The organism is Runella aurantiaca (genome assembly GCF_003339505.1).
Taxonomy (GTDB): Bacteria; Bacteroidota; Bacteroidia; order Cytophagales; family Spirosomataceae; genus Runella; species Runella aurantiaca.
Window position 1 is genome coordinate 315384 of record NZ_QPIW01000002.1, and the last position, 16216, is coordinate 331599.

The following is a 16216-nucleotide window of genomic DNA, read 5'->3' on the forward strand; positions in this document are numbered from 1 at the left end:
TAAAGGTGTCCTAAAATCAGCTCGGGATACCTTTTTTTCGTCGATTACCCATTTTCTGTACACCATAAAAACCAAATCTCCTCATGAAAAGAAGGTTACTTCTGTTAATGTTGTTAGGCATGTCTATGCTCGGACGAGCGCAGACCAAAACGATTTCGGGGAAAGTTACCTCGCCCGAAAATGAAGGCGTCCCTGGCGTCAATGTTTTAATCAAGGGAACCAATGTAGGGACGGCAACCAAGGCTGACGGTACCTACCAAATTAGCGTTCCCGACAAATCGGGTACGTTGGTGTTTTCGTTTATCGGTTACAAAACGGCGGATGTTGAAATTGGAAACCAGTCTACAATAAATATTCAATTGGAGGCTGATTTGGTCAATTTGAACGAAGTAGTTGTAACAGCCAATGCCATTGTGCGTGAGAAAAAAGAACTGGGCTATGCTGTTTCAACCATCGGCGGCGCTGAACTCGTCAAAGCGCGCGACCCAAATGTGCTCAATTCAATGGCGGGCCGGATTGCGGGGGTGCGCATTTCGCAGCAGTCGGGTACGGTGGGTGGTTCTAGCCGCGTTATGATTCGCGGTGCCAACTCCATTTCAAGCTCCAGCGAGCCGCTATTTGTGGTAGATGGAATCCCGATTTCAAACTCTTCTTTTAACAACTCCGAAACCGACGTGGTGACGGGTGGGGTAGACGTAGGTAACCGGGCGGGAGATTTAAACCCCGACGACATTGAAACCATGAACGTGCTGAAAGGGGCGGCGGCGTCGGCTTTGTACGGCTCGCGGGCCCGCAATGGTGTGATTGTGATTACGACCAAACGCGGTAAGCAAGGAGCGAAAAAAATGAACGTGACGGTCAACTCATCTTATCGTACCGATAATGTTTTACGGGTTCCTGACCTTCAAACGGAATACGCCCAGGGAAATTTAGGAGTTTACAACGCGCAATCGGGTAATGGCTGGGGGCCAAAGATTTCTAGCGTGACGGGACCCGTGAGGGATTACAAAGGCGAAACGGTGCAGGGTTTGCAGGCGTATCCGCAAAACTGGAAAAATTTCTTTGTGACAGGTCATACCATGATTAACAGCGTTTCGCTGGACGGTGCTACCGACCAAGGAGATTATCGTATCGGTTACACCAACTTACGTCAAACGGGTACGGTGCCCGGTTCTGAACTCAACCGCAATACATTTGCCATCAATGCAGGCAAAAAAATTTCGGATAAACTGACCTCACGCGCGTGGGTGAACTACGTACGTACCACCAGCGACGGACGCCCTCAGCAAGGCTCAAATACGACCAACATCATCGCTACGATTTTGGCAGGTTTGCCCGTGACGGTAGATATTAACGAATTGAGAGATAATCTTTTCGCACCTTCGACGCAGGCGGTTCCCGTAGGTTGGACGGGCGATTTGGCACGCTCTATTGACCTCAATGGTGTTCAGAATAACCCTTATTTTGTAACGGCGTTCAACCGTTTTTCCAATACTGTTGACCGTGTATACGGTGGAACTAGCCTCAGCTATGATGTGACGCCTTGGTTTAACGTAACGGGGCGCGTGGGTACGGACTTCTTTACCGAAAACCGCCGCGCTGTAACGCGCAAAGGAACACGCGGACGCTTAAACGGACAGTTTGAAACCAACGATATTTTTGAACGCGAACTCCAAACGGATATTTTGGGAACGATTTCGCGCAAAATCAATACCAACTGGACTTTCAAGGGCATCGTTGGGCATCAGTTTAACCAACGTACCATTCGCCGTTCGCGTTTGTTGTCGGAAGGTTTAAACATTGACCAACTTTATACTTTTGCCAACGCCCAATCCAACGTGCCGTCCAACTTCTTCAGTCGGCGCGATATTTTTGGAGTGTATGGCGACTTTAGCTTTGATTACAAAAACTATTTGTTTCTGAACGTAACGGGTAGAAATGACTGGTCTTCAACGCTTCCTGTTAATAACAACTCGTATTTTTATCCATCGGCTAGCGTCTCTTTTGTGTTGACTGAAGCATTCCCGAATTTAGGAATTGTTAAAAATGACATTTTGAGTTATGCCAAACTGCGCGCCAACTACGCCAATGTAGGTTCGGACGAAGACCCGTACCAATTATCGTTTACGTACAACCCACTTACGCAGGCCAGCGATATTTATACCTTCAATATTCTGTATCCTATCGGCGGGGCATCGGCTTTCGGAGCCACCAATATTTTGCCGCCTACCAACCTCAAACCACAGCAGCAAACTTCGTATGAATTCGGGGCGGAGTTGAAGTTTTTTGGCGGACGTTTGGGCTTGGATATGACCTACTACAAAACCCTCAACTACGACCAAATTATCTCCATTGCCATTCCCCAAACGACGGGTTACTCGGCCAGACGTTTGAACGTGGGCGAGATTTCCAACACAGGTTTGGAGGCGATGCTGACCGTTACGCCGTTCAAAACCCGTTCTGGCTTTCGTTGGGATGCGGCCTTTAACTTCAACCGAAACATCAACCGCGTAGAATCCTTAGCGCCCGGTCTGACCGAATTTATCACCACTTCGGGCGACGGATTCGGGATTTTTGTGGTGGCTCGTCCTGGCGAAACGTTTAGTATTCAGGGCGTAGGTTGGTTGCGTGACCCGCAGGGAAATATCATCATCAACCCCACAACGGGCTTACGTACGCCTGGCCCACGTAAGGTATTTGGCTCCATTTATCCTGATTGGACGTTGGGTATCAACAACTCGTTCTCTTACAAAGGCATTGATTTTAACTTTCTGGTGGATGTGCGCAAGGGCGGTGTAATCAACTCACAAACGGTAAGTATTGTGCGCGGCAGTGGCTTAGCCGCCGAAACGGCCGTCGACAATCGGACTCCTTTCATTGACCCTGGTGTGATTCGTAACGCCGACGGTACCTTCCGTCCGAACGATAAACCAGTGGCGAGTATCCAACAATACTGGAGCCAATTGGATAATTCTGTAAGTCCCGAAAATAACATTTTCGACGGTTCTTACACTAAGTTACGCGAGGTACGCATTGCGTATAATTTGCCTAAATCGTGGATTAGCAAAACACCTTTCGGTAGTATTGCGTTAGGTATAGAAGGGCGTAATCTTTGGATTATCAGTTCGAAAGTGCCGCACATTGACCCCGAAGCCAACGTATTGGGAACGGGCCTCATCGGAGAAGGACTGGAGCGCGGAAGTATCCCGAGCAGTCGCACTGTGGGTGGTAACTTACGATTTACATTTTAATAAAAATATTCACTTATATCAACTACAACCAACATGAAAAAGCTGATTTTAGCCGCATTGCTGGCCATTTCCACAACGGCTTGTTTCAAAGACAGCAACATCAACGTCGACCCCAACCGCTCTACATCGGTTGACCCCGCGTTGTTGTTTTCGGGAGCTTCTACGCAATTTTCGCTTTTGCGCGTGGCCGAACTCACTTGGCCCATTGCCCTGATGAATCAGATGTGGGCCTCTGGCGGCCGCTGGGGCCTTTCGCAGTCGCAGTATGACCAGACTCGTATCCGTAGTGCTTGGGGACGTACGTATACCGACGTTCTCAAAAACCTGAATGTGGCCATTGAAATTGCTCAAAACACCCAGCCTGTCAATAAAAATGCCTTGGCTCAGTGTAAAATATTGATGGCGTTTGCCTATTCGCAAACCTCTTTATTGTGGGGCGATATTCCGTTTACAGAAGCCGCAAACGGCAAAGTAGACTTTCCTAAATTTGACAAACAACAGGATGTGTTGAACGGCACTGTTGCCCTACTCGATGAAGCTATCGGTATGATTGATTTGAACGCAAAAGGCATCATCGCTCCCAATGACTTGTATTACGGCGGCGACATGGTCAAGTGGCGTAAATTTGCCAACTCGCTGAAAATGAGAATTTTATTTTCAATGGTCGATTCTGATCCTACCAAAGGTGCAGCCATTGGTCAGTTGGTTGCTGGAGGAAATATGATTTCTTCCAGTGCCGATGCCATGTTGTATAAGTATTTCAATCAGCCTGGTCGTCAGAACCCACGCTTTTCGTTTACGGCTATTTTTAGGGGTGGCGTACAGTCGGATTGGTATTGCTCCAAGCCCGTTTATGACTTGCTGGTGTCGCTCAAAGATCCACGGATTCCGTATTTTTATCAGCCTGGTACGGATGCGGCTCCCAATGAGTTTATTGCACTGGGACCGGTTGAAGTTTATACCACCAAGTCTGCTTTGGTCAATATGAACTTGCTGAAACCCGACCTTCCTGAAGTATCGTTTTCGTATTCAGAGCAATTGTTGTTTGAAGCGGAAGCCATTGCCCGGGGATTTGCACCCGGAGGCTTTGAGGCTGCTACCACCAAGATGCGGGCGGGCGTGCGCGAATCAATGTTGGCGCTGGGAGTCACTGCGGCCCAAACAGATGCCTATGTAGCGGGCTTGCCTGCTCTGACGGCTGCCAATTACAAAACCGTTTTGGCGCAACAGCAATACTTAGACTTGTTTATGCGGCCGATTGAAGGCTGGGTGCAGCACCGTCGTTCGGGAGCCATTGGACAGGAAGTACCTGCCATGACTACTCCAACGGGAGCACCCGTAGCGGGTTTGATACGCCGCCTGCTTTACCGCAGCGAAGAGGTCAATTCTAATCCTAATACGCCATCGGGATTGACGCTGGACACGCCGCAGTGGTTTGATAAATAGAGGTTTTTCCTGATGAGTTCAGTTCAAAAGCGAGCGGCGAAAGTCGCTCGCTTTTTGTGTAATGAGTGGATTCAATGTGTCGTTCTCAACAAATGGTTTTGCGATTCCTGAACGCTAAATTTGGGTAACCCTTTCTGGTTCGTAACTTTGCCGCAAAGATTACGATTCATGTCAAAACCCATCTTAGTTATAAAATTTGGAAGTGCGGCCATTACCAAAGCCAACGGAGAGCTGAATCAATTGGTGATGGTGGAGATTGCGCGGCAGGTGGCGCAGTTGTATTCGGAGTATCATTTGGTCATTGTATCGTCGGGGGCGGTGGCGGCAGGAAAGCAGTATATCCGTAATTATGCGGGCGAAATAGCCCAGCGAAAAGCGGCAGCGGCCATTGGTAACCTGTTGTTACTCAATAAATACGCGCAGTTTTTTGCTCCTTATGAGATTCCTGTGGCCCAGAGCCTCTGCGAGCGAGGGCATTTTGCCAACCGTGACCAGTTTTTACAAATGAAAGAAACCTTTCAGGAGTTGTGGGACAACGGCATTATCCCAATTGTGAATGAAAACGACGTGGTCAGCAGCCGCGAATTAAAGTTTTCTGATAATGACGAACTGGCAACGCTCATTGCGGTAGGTTTCGGCGCCGATACGTTGATGCTGTGTACATCAGTAGGTGGATTGTTGGACAATACCGGTAAAGTTATCCCGAGAGTTTCGCAGGTGAATGATGTTTTTAAGTACGTCAGAACGGATAAGTCTAGCGTAGGTTTGGGCGGTATGACCTCCAAACTTACCTTCGCCAAACTCGCTATGCGTATGGGTATTCGGACGATTATCTTCGGAATGAACGAATCAGATGGTATTTTAAGGGCATTGCGAGAAGAAACTGGAACCGTATTTGTTTCTCAGGAAAATGTGCTTTCGGCCCGCAATCGCTGGCTTGGAAGCGGTAGTTTGGTGGCGGGGCGTATCCTGATCGACGCGGGGGCTGCGTTGGCCCTTCAAAACCGAAAGAGCCTTTTAGCCGTCGGAATCACGGAAGTAGAAGGAGATTTTGAAGCTGGTGAAGCGGTTGAAATTGTGGATGAAGAAGGTACGTCGGTGGCGGTGGCCAAAGCAAAAGAATCTTCAACCTCGATTGCTCAAAACCTGAAAACCCAAAACTTTGAAGTAGCCAATGCAAATGATATTGTGCTGCTTTAAGTGCGGTGGTGATGGTTTCTCAAAACCATCACCACTCTAAAAAATACATCAACACTCTAAAGAGAAAAGCCCCGCTTCTTACATGAGGAGCGGGGCTTTTCTCTTTTGTTCTTCTTGATTAGCCGATTTCGATGATACGTGGCGATTTTTTCGCTTCGTCTTTCTTAGGAAGTTCGATTTTCAATACTCCGTCGGTGTAAGCGGCGTTGATTTGCTCACCGTTGATGGTGTTTGGCAAGGTAAAAGCCCGGCGGAAACTTGTGTAGCTAAATTCTTTGCGGGTGTATTTCTCAGTACTTTCTTCGTTTTTCTGCTCTTGTTGGGCCGAAATCGTCAACACGTTGTTTTCTAAGTTGATTTTAAAATCTTCTTTTTTGAGACCGGGAGCGGCTACTTCTAGTCGAAAGCCACCCTCGTGTTCTACGATATTAACGGCTGGTACGCCATAGTTGCTCAAGGTAGCAGGGGCAAAAATGTCATTGAGGTCTTTGCCAAATACACTTCCAAATAAGTTGGGGAAATTGCCGTTTGTTTTTACTAAAGTTGCCATGATTGTTATTTTTTAGTGTTTTAAGTTTTCTGATTCATTTCGCTGAAGCGACGGTTCTATATCTTCAACTTTTGTACCACCTACAAAAAAAATAATTGACTTATATAATCTATTTTTATTCAAATGTCTGATATTCAGTCGATTGATTTTTTTTTTAGTTTTTTGAGGATTTTATGTAAATGACAAAATGTCTTAATATATTAAATTTAGATTGTTTTGTAATGACAAAATGGCTGTTTTTGAAGTTTGATAGAATATGAACTGCAACCGAAGGGCGAGATAACCAAGAATGGAAGTGGCTGGGAGGGTTTCTGAAAGTGTTTGAAAAGGACGAAAGGTATTTGCCTAAAGGAAAGTAAATGCTGACGAAAATTGTCAAGCAGTTGTAGGCGGCCTTTTTGGTATTAAAAAGAGAAAGAAACTTGAATACATCAGGGAAAGAATGGGCTAAAATGTTTGGTTTTTTGCCTGAAAATCATAGGTTTGTATCACCTATTCGTTCGAAACCTTTTAATCTTTTTTAACATGGAAAATGTAATTACTCAGGTAGGAGAACCTACCAACTATGCGAGTTTTGGTCGCCGGCTTGTCGCCTTGATTATCGATGGAATCATCATTGGAGTTGCTCAATCCTTCATTATTGTACCGATTATGATTTCTTTGGGTCTGGGGGTAGCGTCCAAGATTGAGACGGATTCGCTCGAAACAATGGAGCCTGGCGAAGCGATGGGCATTTTTTCGGCAATGATGGGAGCGGGCTTGATGATTCAGCTCGTGAGCTGGGGCATCAGCGGCGTTTATTTTGTGCTAATGGAGTCGTCAGAAAAACAGGCTACTCTGGGTAAAATAGCGATGGGCCTCAAAGTAACGGATCTCAACGGAAATCGTATTACTCCGACTACGGCAATAATCCGTTTTGTTGGGCGCATTGTTTCGGGGATGATCATGCTGATTGGGTACATCATGGCGGCTTTTACCGCCAAAAAACAGGCCTTGCACGATATGATTGCCAGCACATTGGTGTTGAAAAGTTGATTGTTCTCAGTTTATTCCAATAACAAAAGGCGGAGAAGTCCGCCTTTTGTTATTTTTGCATCGCTCAAATTTTTAAACTAACCAATCCCCCATAATGTCTATCGACCTTCGTTCTGATACCTTAACTAAACCTACTCAACCTATGCTTGAAGCCATGTTTTCGGCTTCTGTCGGCGACGATGTTTTTGGCGATGACCCAACGGTCAATGCGTTGGAAGAAAAAGTGGCTCGACTGTTTGGAATGGAAGCGGCCTTGTTTTGTGCTTCGGGAACCATGACCAATCAGTTGGCGATTCGGGTGCATACGCGTCCGGGTAGTGAAGTAATTTGTGACAAAAATTCTCATATCTACCTGTATGAAGGAGGAGGAATAGCGCTGAATTCGTTTAGTTCGGTTAAGTTATTGGAAGGCGACCGTGGTCGTATCAACGCGCAGCAGGTACGAGATGCCGTCAACAATCCCGACGATGTTCATGCGGCTGTATCGAGGCTCGTTTCGCTCGAAAATACGATGAACAAAGGCGGCGGATGCTATTATAATTTGCAGGATATTCAGGCCATTCGTCTGGTTTGCAACGAGCATGGTCTAGGCTTGCATCTTGACGGCGCTAGACTATTCAACGCTTTGGTCGAAACGGGTGAATCCCCCGTGGAGTACGGCCGTGTGTTTGATAGCATCAGCATTTGTCTTTCCAAAGGGCTGGGTTGCCCGGTTGGGTCGTTGTTGTTGGGGACGAAGGATTTTGTAAAACAGGCGCGCCGATTTCGAAAAGTAATGGGGGGAGGCTGGCGACAGGCGGGTTATTTAGCTGCTGCGGGTATTTATGCCCTTGATTACCACGTGGAGCGTCTGCGCGAAGATCACGCCCGGGCCCGAGCCATTGGGCAGATGCTTCAACAACTCCCCGAAGTAGAAGAGATTTTTCCCATTGATACCAATATTGTCATCTTTCGTTTGCCAGAAACCATCCTTGCCGTTGATTACGTGGCGCAATTGGCGCAAAAAGGAATTCGAGCCGTTACGTTTGGCAAACATTTAGTGCGCTTTGTGACGCACATGGATTTTACGGACCAACAGTTAGAAGAATTGGGGAAAAGATTGTAAAAAATTATCAAACGGTCTTAAAACACGTATTTCTACGCTATAACACGTTCTTAAAAATTGGCACTTTTGTTGCTGTAATTTTTTTGCAAAACCAAGTAAACCTTTTGCCTCTTTTAGGCGTCTTATTAATAGGTACAAAAGTGTGACTTGTACCCAGATATAAAGTCCTAAATCAGCATTAAATGTTCATTTTACTCATTTCTAAATCATTCATAAAGCCGTGAAAAAAGTAGTAAAACTCTTGTCTGTGGCATTGGCAGTAGGTGCAGCGGTATACACCGTTAAAAAACTGCAAGCAAAAAAAGCATAAGCTGAGGCGTTGCCGTTGTCATGCTTTTTGGTTTCTGAAGAGCCCCGTTGATACCTCAATAGGGCTCTTTTTCTATGTTATGCGCATTCTTTTTTGCGGTAACTGGATGATTTTCAATAAAAGTATCCATTTCGGCAACGTTGCCTAAAATAACGCCTGCTTTTTCGGAAAGCGACATTGATTCAACAAAGTACCCCATTTCCTGTTGTATTTTGCTCAGCAAATAGTATGCGTGGCCTGCTTCCACGCTTTTATTTAGCTCAGTTTTGCTCCAATGCTCAAGTGCATGGTGGAGGTTTTGGACCGCTGCTGTGTAAAATTGACGACCTCTGTAATACTGAATAATACCCAGTAGATAATAATAAAACGGAGAGAGCGATTTCTGGGAAGTCGACTCATCGGTGCTGGAACGATACTCGGGGTTTAAGTGGTAAAAGTGGGGATTAATGATACAATTGCCCAAATGATATGAAATCAAAGGGGATAAATCAAACGTGTGGCGGGGAGCGTTTTCTTCAATCAATTCCAAAAAGTCACGGTTAAGCTGTTGGGCCATTTCGTTCTTATCCATTGCCCCTGCGGTTTTCATTAAGTTGCATTTAAGGTCCAGCATATAGCGGAGCATTTCTGGGCTGGGCTTTACCAATCCTTTTAGATATTGGTCTATTTTCCACGCAAAATTCCAAAGTTTTGCGGTCAGGGTGACGGTCAAAATTTTGTTACTGTCGTACACAAACACCGTGTTAAAGGCTTTTACAAACGACTCGGTAGCAATCTCCTGAATGGCAAAATCTGCCAGTTTTTCCAGTTGCTCCAGCTGCTTTTTTTGAAACTTAGCGTACTTATTCGCTTCCACCGCCGATAGGTTTCCGACCGCGAAGTATTGTTCAATCTTTTCAATGTCAAACGTGAGCGAACGGGCCGTGTTTTCGGCATTTCGTATCAACAATTTTTGTTTTTCGGTTTCCTCAAAAAGCTGTTGGATGCGTTCGCGGGCAATGATTGCCAACCAATTTTCGTCGCCATTGGGCGGCTCTCCCATCCATTTTTTGAAGTCCTCGTACGTTTCGAAATCAGCAAAATCGACGTCCTTCCCAATCATACCGCATACTTTATTGAGCGTCGACTCATCGAAACTGCAACTCCACGGGGAGCGGCGCATTTTACAGTAAACCTTTTTCAGGCTTTCTACACCAGGCACTTCCCAATCGGCCCCTTGCTCACCCTTTTTGCGAAGGTGTTTTGCAAACCACGCGGCCTGTTCCTCCCCAGTGGGCCGGGCAGAAGGATGACCACCAATGGCCAAATCGCAATACTTAGCCATTGCTCCCATGTAGTAGGGAGAATGTATTTTATTTTTGGTACGCGGCATATGGGTAATTAAATTAGAATGACACCATACAACAGGTCGCGTTTACCGGAAGACAAGTAAATTGGAAGGGGTAATATTCAAATGTAAACATCTCATTAAATCGGGTAATTATAAAGAAATATCTTTTTCTTTTTTTTAGAGTTTTATCCATTTTTCGACCCAATTAGGAGATTGCTGGCATTTGAGAGAAGGAACTTACTTAAAATATTCGCAGTTGACAAGAACAAACGCCTTGCCGATTTGTTGATGCAGTAACAAGAATATGGCAAGTGTAAAACTATTATTATGCCGTAAAATGCTACAAAATCGTATCGTTAAACGTATTCTGGCCTACTTTGGCCGTGGGCTTATATTGGTAGCGCCGACCTACTTTACATTCGTAATTATCAAAGAAGGGATTGGGTATTTAGACAGTATTCTTCCCATTTATATCGATACAAGCGACAAACAGACCCTTTATTTGCCTGGTTTGGGGTTGTTGATTATCCTTTCAAGTATCGTTTTTTTGGGATTTATTTTCTCGCGTTTTGTGCCGCAGTCATTTTTTTCTTTTGGCCAAAGCATTTTGAAGCAGATGCCGTTGGTGAGTCTTATCTATTATTCCTTCAAAGACCTCATCACAGCTTTTGTGGGCGACAAACGAAAATTTAATCAACCTGTTCTGGTAACAGTTAATCAACAGTCAAATCTAAAAAAACTGGGTTTTATTACCCAAACGGATTTGTCTAATCTGCAATTGGAAGGCTATATGGCAGTTTATTGCCCTCATTCTTATGCTTTTTCTGGAGAACTTTTTATTGTTTCGGCGGAGCATATTCAAGTACTTGAAGGCCTCTCAAGTGCCGATGTGATGAAGATGATTATATCGGGCGGGGTATCTATCAAATAACAGAAGAGAGGCTTACGGCCTCTCTTCTGTTATAATCCTTTAATGAATCTCTTTGCCCACGAGTAGCGTTGACTGCGTAAATCCTGTGGTTTCCATACATCGGCCCAGGATACTTGCCTCTTCATTTTTACCGCTCGCATTTTCAATACATACCCTATAAGCAGATATAAAAAGAAAAGACCTACCAGTACAAAGAAAGCCTGGGTGTTTGTAATGTACTTAAAAGTCAAAAAATAGCCAATCACGTTGACAATAGTCATGCTCCAAAGCGTAATGGAAGTTTGGAAATGGCTCAGGCCATTATCCAATAAAACGTGGTGCATGTGATTGCGGTCGGCCTTAAACGGAGAACGTCGGTTAAGTATACGTACCAGAAACACCCGCAGTGTATCAAATATCGGAACAATCAAAAGGACAACCGCCAAAATAGGTGCGTTGAAAAATGCGCTGCTGTCATGGATATAAGTGACGTTGAGCCGGATGAATTTTACGGCAAAAAAGGCTAACAAAAAACCGACAATAAGTGAGCCTGTATCACCCATAAAAATCTTGCTGGTTTTGGAGAAATTGAACCGGAGGAAACCCAGCAAAGCCCCCGACATTGAGAACGCCATACAGGCCATTGAAAAATGGTGGTTAAGCAAAAACCACGTCCCGAAACTCAATCCTGCAATAAAAGCAATCCCGCCCGCCAAGCCGTCGACCCCGTCAATGAGGTTAATGGCGTTGATAAGGGCAATGAATATAAAGATTGTAAAAGGAATGCTGATTAAGTCAGGAATCTGATGAATCCCGAAAATCCCGAAGAAATTGTCCACTTTCAGCCCCCCCAAAAGAATAAGCGTTGAAACGGCTAATACCTGAAGCAACAATTTTTTGTTGGGGTCGAGCACCAAAATGTCGTCTTTTAGACCCAGAAAGAACAGAATCGTGAGCCCTACCACGGCCAAACTTGTCAGGTAAGAATCGGTGTTTTCATTGGTATGTGGCCAAAGAAAGTGCGCAATCAGTAGGGAGGCGTAAATGGCTATCCCGCCAAATTCGGGGGTTTCTTGCTGGTGAGCGCTCCGGAAATTGGGCTTCTTTTTAAGCTCCAATAAACCGCTGATGTTAATGATGACGGGGATAGACGTAACGGATACGGCACAGGCAATCAAAAAAGATATAAGGCACTGATACACTTCGTGTTGAAGTATATTTTGATACTGTGTTCGGAGTACATCTATAAGTATATCTGCATTCATAAATTCAATTTCAGCTTACTTCGCCTTCATAACTTGAAAGCAAAAATTATAAAAATAAGATTACCGAACAAAAATCAACGACGAAAATAGGGGGCAATTTATTATTCGGTATATTTTGGCTTGTAAACAAACTGTAAAACTTTTCGGAGGGGTTTTAACCACAGCGTAAACCAATAAGGCTTAATTCCGTTGAGGGTCCATGCCATCCGGTCGCTTGTGTTTGCTTTTAAACGATTATCAAGCGACTTGTTGCTTACGCCACCTGTTCGCATCACGGTTGTGATTTGAGGTAGGTAAGCCACGCTTATTCCGTGTTTGTACATCATCCTCAGCATGAGCTCGTAATCAGCCGCGCTTCCAAGGTCCAAACGATACGTCCCGAATTTCCTATAGGACGAACTTCGAAGGAAAAAAGTTGGATGAGGCGGCATCCATCCGAACAAAAAATTACTCCTTTGGTAGTTACCAGATTTCCAGTAGCGCGTTACTCGGCCTGTGTCATGGGCATCTACGTAAATCAAATCGCCGTAGATTGCCTCTGCGTTTGTTTCTTTCAGCTTGTCAACAATATGCTCAATGACAAAAGAGTCATGATAAAAGTCGTCGGCATTTAAGATACCGATTACCTCGCCGGTTGCTAGATCGATGCCTTTGTTCATGGCATCATAAATTCCAGCATCTTTTTCGGATAAGAATACAGCAATTTTCGTGCCGTAACTTTTAACAATTTCTGGTGTCGTATCGGTTGATTTTCCGTCGATTATGATGTATTCGATGTCTTTGTAAGACTGATTTAGCACCGAATCAATACAACTTCGTATGGTTTTTTCTCCGTTAAAGACGACCGTTATAATGCTTACTTTCAAAGTTTCAAAATGTTAACTGTTCTCCTTCTTTTTAATTCATCACTGTAAATGGAGAAGCTATATTCGTTACGGATGCTGTAATTATTCAGTTATTTTTCGTTCTCTTATCCATTGTGCGGGGTTGCCCTGATACACTCCGTAGGCTTCCAAATCTTTGACTGCAACCGAATTTACGGCCAATACCGCGTGCGAATGGCAAACTACATTGGGACACACCATCGCTTTGGCACCAATCCAAACGCCGTCTTCAATGACGATTTTACCCACGCTTAAATCAAAAGTACTGCGGGTGTAGTCATGATTCCCAGTAAGGAGCATGGCGCCTTGCGACAAACATACGTTATCCCCCAGCGATACTTCCGTCAGGTTGTCAATCCAAACCTCTTCTCCTATCCAGACGTAGTTGCCTACGTTAAGTAACCATGGGTATTTGATATTTACTTTTGGCTTAATCATGACTCCAGTGCCTATTTTTGCACCAAAGACTCTCAAAATGAGGCGTTTTAGCGAAACTGGTAGGAGCAAATGCGAATTCAAAAAAATGGCGTTTGTAATAAACCAAAGCACATTTTTTATGAAAGGAGGCTGCTTGTACCAACTATTGTCGTACTTCGACAGGTCGGTTTTGAACCGCTGATAAGTCTTTTCCGTATTCATTTCGGAAAAATTCGATGATGTCTTGTTTGTCTTTCCCAACTCGATGATATACTTCATATATTTTGGCATCAACCAAAAAGCGATACCAAAGCCCTTGTAAGAAGTGCCAAATCAGGCCTTTTTTGCCGTCAAGGAAACCCAACTTTACAAAATAACGATACAAAAAATAGGCAAAAGGACGTGTGAAAAGGGGTAAAGAAGCGTATTTCAACTTAAGGAAACGCTTACGTTGATCTTGCGTTCCTAAAAGTTTAGGTATAACGCGATTGGCTTCCGTAAAATTGTATTTTATATCCAATAAATCAATTACTTCACGAATGGCATAATTATTGTGCTTCTGCGTCCACCACGTCAAGTTGTTGAGATTGTGATCAACAATGTCATTTTTGAATTGGACAGTGGTGCCTTCTGAAAGTTTAATGTGCTCATCCATCCAGAGTTCTTCACAGATTCCTTTGTCTCTTCGCCAAAGCCTCAAAAGCCAAATCGGATAGTAACCGCCGCGTCTTATCCATTGGTTCATAAACATGACCCGGCGTTTCACATAGATACCCGTTGTGTCATTGTTCAAAGCGGCAAGCGATTCCTTTATCTCTTGGCCCAGCTCAGGGGTAACGTACTCGTCGGCGTCCATGCGCATCAGCCAATCGGTCTTAAAAGGGGTGTGATGGATGCCAAAATTGAATTGAACCGCATACGTAACCCAAGGGTTATGCATTACATTTGCCCCTAACGATTCGGCGATGGCTACGGTACGATCCGTTGAGCCAGAATCTACGATGAAGATTTTATCCGTAAAGTGCAGCAAACTCTGAATACATCTTTCAATGTGTTTTTCTTCGTTGTGCGTCAGAATAATAACCGAAACATCATTCATAAGCTATGAATAAATCAAGCTGCAAATTGTATTTTTTTATGTTGAAAAGCAAAAAAATGCCCTTAACTTTGTAAAATTATTATATTAATCGACGAAATGCTTTGCACTTTTGATAATAAAGTATGCTACTTATTTCAGTCCAATGTCCTTCGTCCAACGTTTCTTATTTCATGAACTCAGTTATTGTAAACCCACCTACTCAACCCATTCGTACCGCAATCCGGCTGGCTTCTTCTAAAAGCGAGAGCAACCGGGCATTGATCATTAATGCGCTGACGCAGTTTAAAGGCCAATTGGAGAATATTTCTTCTGCTCGTGATACCCAAACCATGATGCGCCTTTTACAATCGTCAGATGTCGTAGCCGACGTGCTCGATGCGGGTACGACCATGCGTTTTTTGACGGCGTATTTTGCCGTTACGAATCAACACAAAACCATGACGGGAACGCCGCGCATGTGTGAGCGCCCGATTGGAATATTAGTAGATGCGTTGCGTATTTTGGGGGCAAATATTACGTATAAACAAAACGAAGGATATCCTCCTACTGAGCTTAACGGTTTTCAATATTCGGGCCAAAATCACTTGACGATTCGGGGGGATGTAAGCAGTCAGTATATTTCGGCTTTGTTGATGATTGGACCGATGTTGCCCGACGGCATTACACTTGAATTGACGGGAGAAATTGGTTCGCGGCCTTATATTGAAATGACACTCCAACAAATGCGGGCCTTTGGCGTGAACCACGAAGCCAACTGGGAAGCTAAAACCATTCGCGTACCTGCTCAACACTACACCCCAACGCACTATGCCATTGAATCCGATTGGTCGGGGGCGAGTTATTGGTACAGTTTGGTGGCGTTGGCCAAAGATGCGGAGGTAGAATTATTGGGCCTTAAAGAAAACTCCTTGCAGGGCGACAGCGCCATTGTGCAAATTATGGCGCACATGGGCGTAAAAAGTGTCTTTACCACGCGCGGCGTTTTACTGACTAAAATTCCTGCTGAAAAAGCTTTTGCGTGGGATTTTACCGATTGTCCAGATTTGGCCCAAACCGTGGCGGCCTGTGCAGCAGTGGCGGGAATTGAGGTAACTATGACGGGCATTGAAAGCCTGAAAATCAAGGAAACAGACCGTGTAGGTGCGCTTCAGGCAGAATTGCCCAAAATTGGCGGTGAGTTGGTTGAATTGGAGCAAAACACCAAATACATCGTTAGAAGAAAGGCCGAAACGATTGCTATTCCTTCTTCAACACCCGTGATTGAGACGTACGATGACCACCGCATGGCCATGGCTTTTGCACCCGTGGGTATGGTTTTTGCCGTTGAAATCTCCGAACCGCACGTGGTGGCCAAATCGTATCCGAGTTTTTGGGATGATTTGAAAAAAGTGACGACAATCGCCTGAGGCTGATT

Annotated in this window: 13 protein-coding genes; 7 read left to right on the forward strand and 6 right to left on the reverse strand. The window is 44.7% G+C overall.

Features of this window, described 5'->3' with window-relative positions; translation table 11 throughout:
- The first annotated feature begins 83 nt into the window (after positions 1 to 83).
- The 3 genes from DVG78_RS04470 to proB all read left to right on the forward strand — a co-directional run bounded on the left by DVG78_RS04470 (position 84) and on the right by proB (position 5897).
- On the forward strand, positions 84 to 3251 hold the full coding sequence (locus DVG78_RS04470) for a SusC/RagA family TonB-linked outer membrane protein (protein ID WP_114459851.1): 3168 nt from the start codon (positions 84 to 86) through the stop codon (positions 3249 to 3251).
- A gap of 33 nt (positions 3252 to 3284) precedes the next feature.
- Positions 3285 to 4697: a SusD/RagB family nutrient-binding outer membrane lipoprotein gene (locus DVG78_RS04475; RefSeq protein ID WP_114459852.1), complete on the forward strand. Its 1413-nt coding sequence runs from the start codon at positions 3285 to 3287 to the stop codon at positions 4695 to 4697.
- Positions 4698 to 4865: 168 nt separating this feature from the next.
- Entirely contained in the window at positions 4866 to 5897 is a 1032-nt protein-coding gene (proB, locus tag DVG78_RS04480) for a glutamate 5-kinase (RefSeq protein ID WP_114459853.1), read from the forward strand.
- A 118-nt stretch (positions 5898 to 6015) separates the two neighbouring features.
- On the opposite strand, the gene DVG78_RS04485 is transcribed toward proB, so the two are convergent.
- On the reverse strand, positions 6016 to 6447 hold the full coding sequence (locus DVG78_RS04485; RefSeq protein ID WP_114459854.1) for an Hsp20/alpha crystallin family protein: 432 nt from the start codon (positions 6445 to 6447) through the stop codon (positions 6016 to 6018).
- A 525-nt stretch (positions 6448 to 6972) separates the two neighbouring features.
- Between DVG78_RS04485 and DVG78_RS04490 the strand changes: the two genes are divergently transcribed.
- Both DVG78_RS04490 and DVG78_RS04495 read left to right on the forward strand, forming a co-directional pair.
- A complete protein-coding gene (locus tag DVG78_RS04490) occupies positions 6973 to 7482 on the forward strand; it encodes an RDD family protein (RefSeq protein WP_114459855.1) in 510 nt (169 codons plus the stop codon).
- A gap of 94 nt (positions 7483 to 7576) precedes the next feature.
- Positions 7577 to 8587, forward strand: a complete 1011-nt coding sequence (locus DVG78_RS04495) for a threonine aldolase family protein (RefSeq protein WP_114459856.1) — start codon at positions 7577 to 7579, stop codon at positions 8585 to 8587.
- Between the two features lie 365 nt (positions 8588 to 8952).
- Here the strand turns inward: DVG78_RS04495 and DVG78_RS04500 are convergent, their stop codons facing one another.
- Entirely contained in the window at positions 8953 to 10269 is a 1317-nt protein-coding gene (locus DVG78_RS04500; RefSeq protein WP_114459857.1) for a hypothetical protein, read from the reverse strand.
- 295 nt (positions 10270 to 10564) lie between these two features.
- Between DVG78_RS04500 and DVG78_RS04505 the strand changes: the two genes are divergently transcribed.
- The gene (locus DVG78_RS04505) at positions 10565 to 11158 is read left to right on the forward strand and encodes a DUF502 domain-containing protein (protein WP_114460045.1); all 594 of its coding nucleotides are present in this window, start codon (positions 10565 to 10567) and stop codon (positions 11156 to 11158) included.
- Positions 11159 to 11187: 29 nt separating this feature from the next.
- Here the strand turns inward: DVG78_RS04505 and DVG78_RS04510 are convergent, their stop codons facing one another.
- The 4 genes from DVG78_RS04510 to DVG78_RS04525 form a co-directional block, all read right to left on the reverse strand.
- Entirely contained in the window at positions 11188 to 12402 is a 1215-nt protein-coding gene (locus DVG78_RS04510; protein WP_114459858.1) for an MraY family glycosyltransferase, read from the reverse strand.
- Between the two features lie 101 nt (positions 12403 to 12503).
- Positions 12504 to 13268 (reverse strand): glycosyltransferase family 2 protein, encoded by a 765-nt coding sequence (locus tag DVG78_RS04515; protein WP_114459859.1) that lies wholly within the window; start codon positions 13266 to 13268, stop codon positions 12504 to 12506.
- Between the two features lie 81 nt (positions 13269 to 13349).
- Positions 13350 to 13925 (reverse strand): WcaF family extracellular polysaccharide biosynthesis acetyltransferase, encoded by a 576-nt coding sequence (locus tag DVG78_RS04520; RefSeq protein WP_114459860.1) that lies wholly within the window; start codon positions 13923 to 13925, stop codon positions 13350 to 13352.
- The gene (locus DVG78_RS04525) at positions 13867 to 14802 is read right to left on the reverse strand and encodes a glycosyltransferase family 2 protein (protein ID WP_114459861.1); all 936 of its coding nucleotides are present in this window, start codon (positions 14800 to 14802) and stop codon (positions 13867 to 13869) included. The genes DVG78_RS04520 and DVG78_RS04525 overlap by 59 nt, the downstream gene beginning before the upstream one ends.
- 170 nt (positions 14803 to 14972) lie before the next feature.
- On the opposite strand from DVG78_RS04525, the gene DVG78_RS04530 reads away from it, so the two are divergent.
- The gene (locus DVG78_RS04530) at positions 14973 to 16208 is read left to right on the forward strand and encodes a 3-phosphoshikimate 1-carboxyvinyltransferase (protein ID WP_114459862.1); all 1236 of its coding nucleotides are present in this window, start codon (positions 14973 to 14975) and stop codon (positions 16206 to 16208) included.
- The last annotated feature ends 8 nt before the right edge of the window (positions 16209 to 16216 follow it).

Coding starts and splice junctions, on each gene's coding strand:
- DVG78_RS04475 (WP_114459852.1), top strand. CDS start 3,285: ATGAAAAAGCTGATTTTAGCCGCATTGCTGGCCATTTCCACAACGGCT.
- DVG78_RS04485 (WP_114459854.1), bottom strand. CDS start 6,447: ATGGCAACTTTAGTAAAAACAAACGGCAATTTCCCCAACTTATTTGGA.
- proB (WP_114459853.1), top strand. CDS start 4,866: ATGTCAAAACCCATCTTAGTTATAAAATTTGGAAGTGCGGCCATTACC.
- DVG78_RS04520 (WP_114459860.1), bottom strand. CDS start 13,925: ATGAATACGGAAAAGACTTATCAGCGGTTCAAAACCGACCTGTCGAAG.
- DVG78_RS04505 (WP_114460045.1), top strand. CDS start 10,565: ATGCTACAAAATCGTATCGTTAAACGTATTCTGGCCTACTTTGGCCGT.
- DVG78_RS04500 (WP_114459857.1), bottom strand. CDS start 10,269: ATGCCGCGTACCAAAAATAAAATACATTCTCCCTACTACATGGGAGCA.
- DVG78_RS04470 (WP_114459851.1), top strand. CDS start 84: ATGAAAAGAAGGTTACTTCTGTTAATGTTGTTAGGCATGTCTATGCTC.
- DVG78_RS04530 (WP_114459862.1), top strand. CDS start 14,973: ATGAACTCAGTTATTGTAAACCCACCTACTCAACCCATTCGTACCGCA.
- DVG78_RS04495 (WP_114459856.1), top strand. CDS start 7,577: ATGTCTATCGACCTTCGTTCTGATACCTTAACTAAACCTACTCAACCT.
- DVG78_RS04490 (WP_114459855.1), top strand. CDS start 6,973: ATGGAAAATGTAATTACTCAGGTAGGAGAACCTACCAACTATGCGAGT.
- DVG78_RS04525 (WP_114459861.1), bottom strand. CDS start 14,802: ATGAATGATGTTTCGGTTATTATTCTGACGCACAACGAAGAAAAACAC.
- DVG78_RS04510 (WP_114459858.1), bottom strand. CDS start 12,402: ATGAATGCAGATATACTTATAGATGTACTCCGAACACAGTATCAAAAT.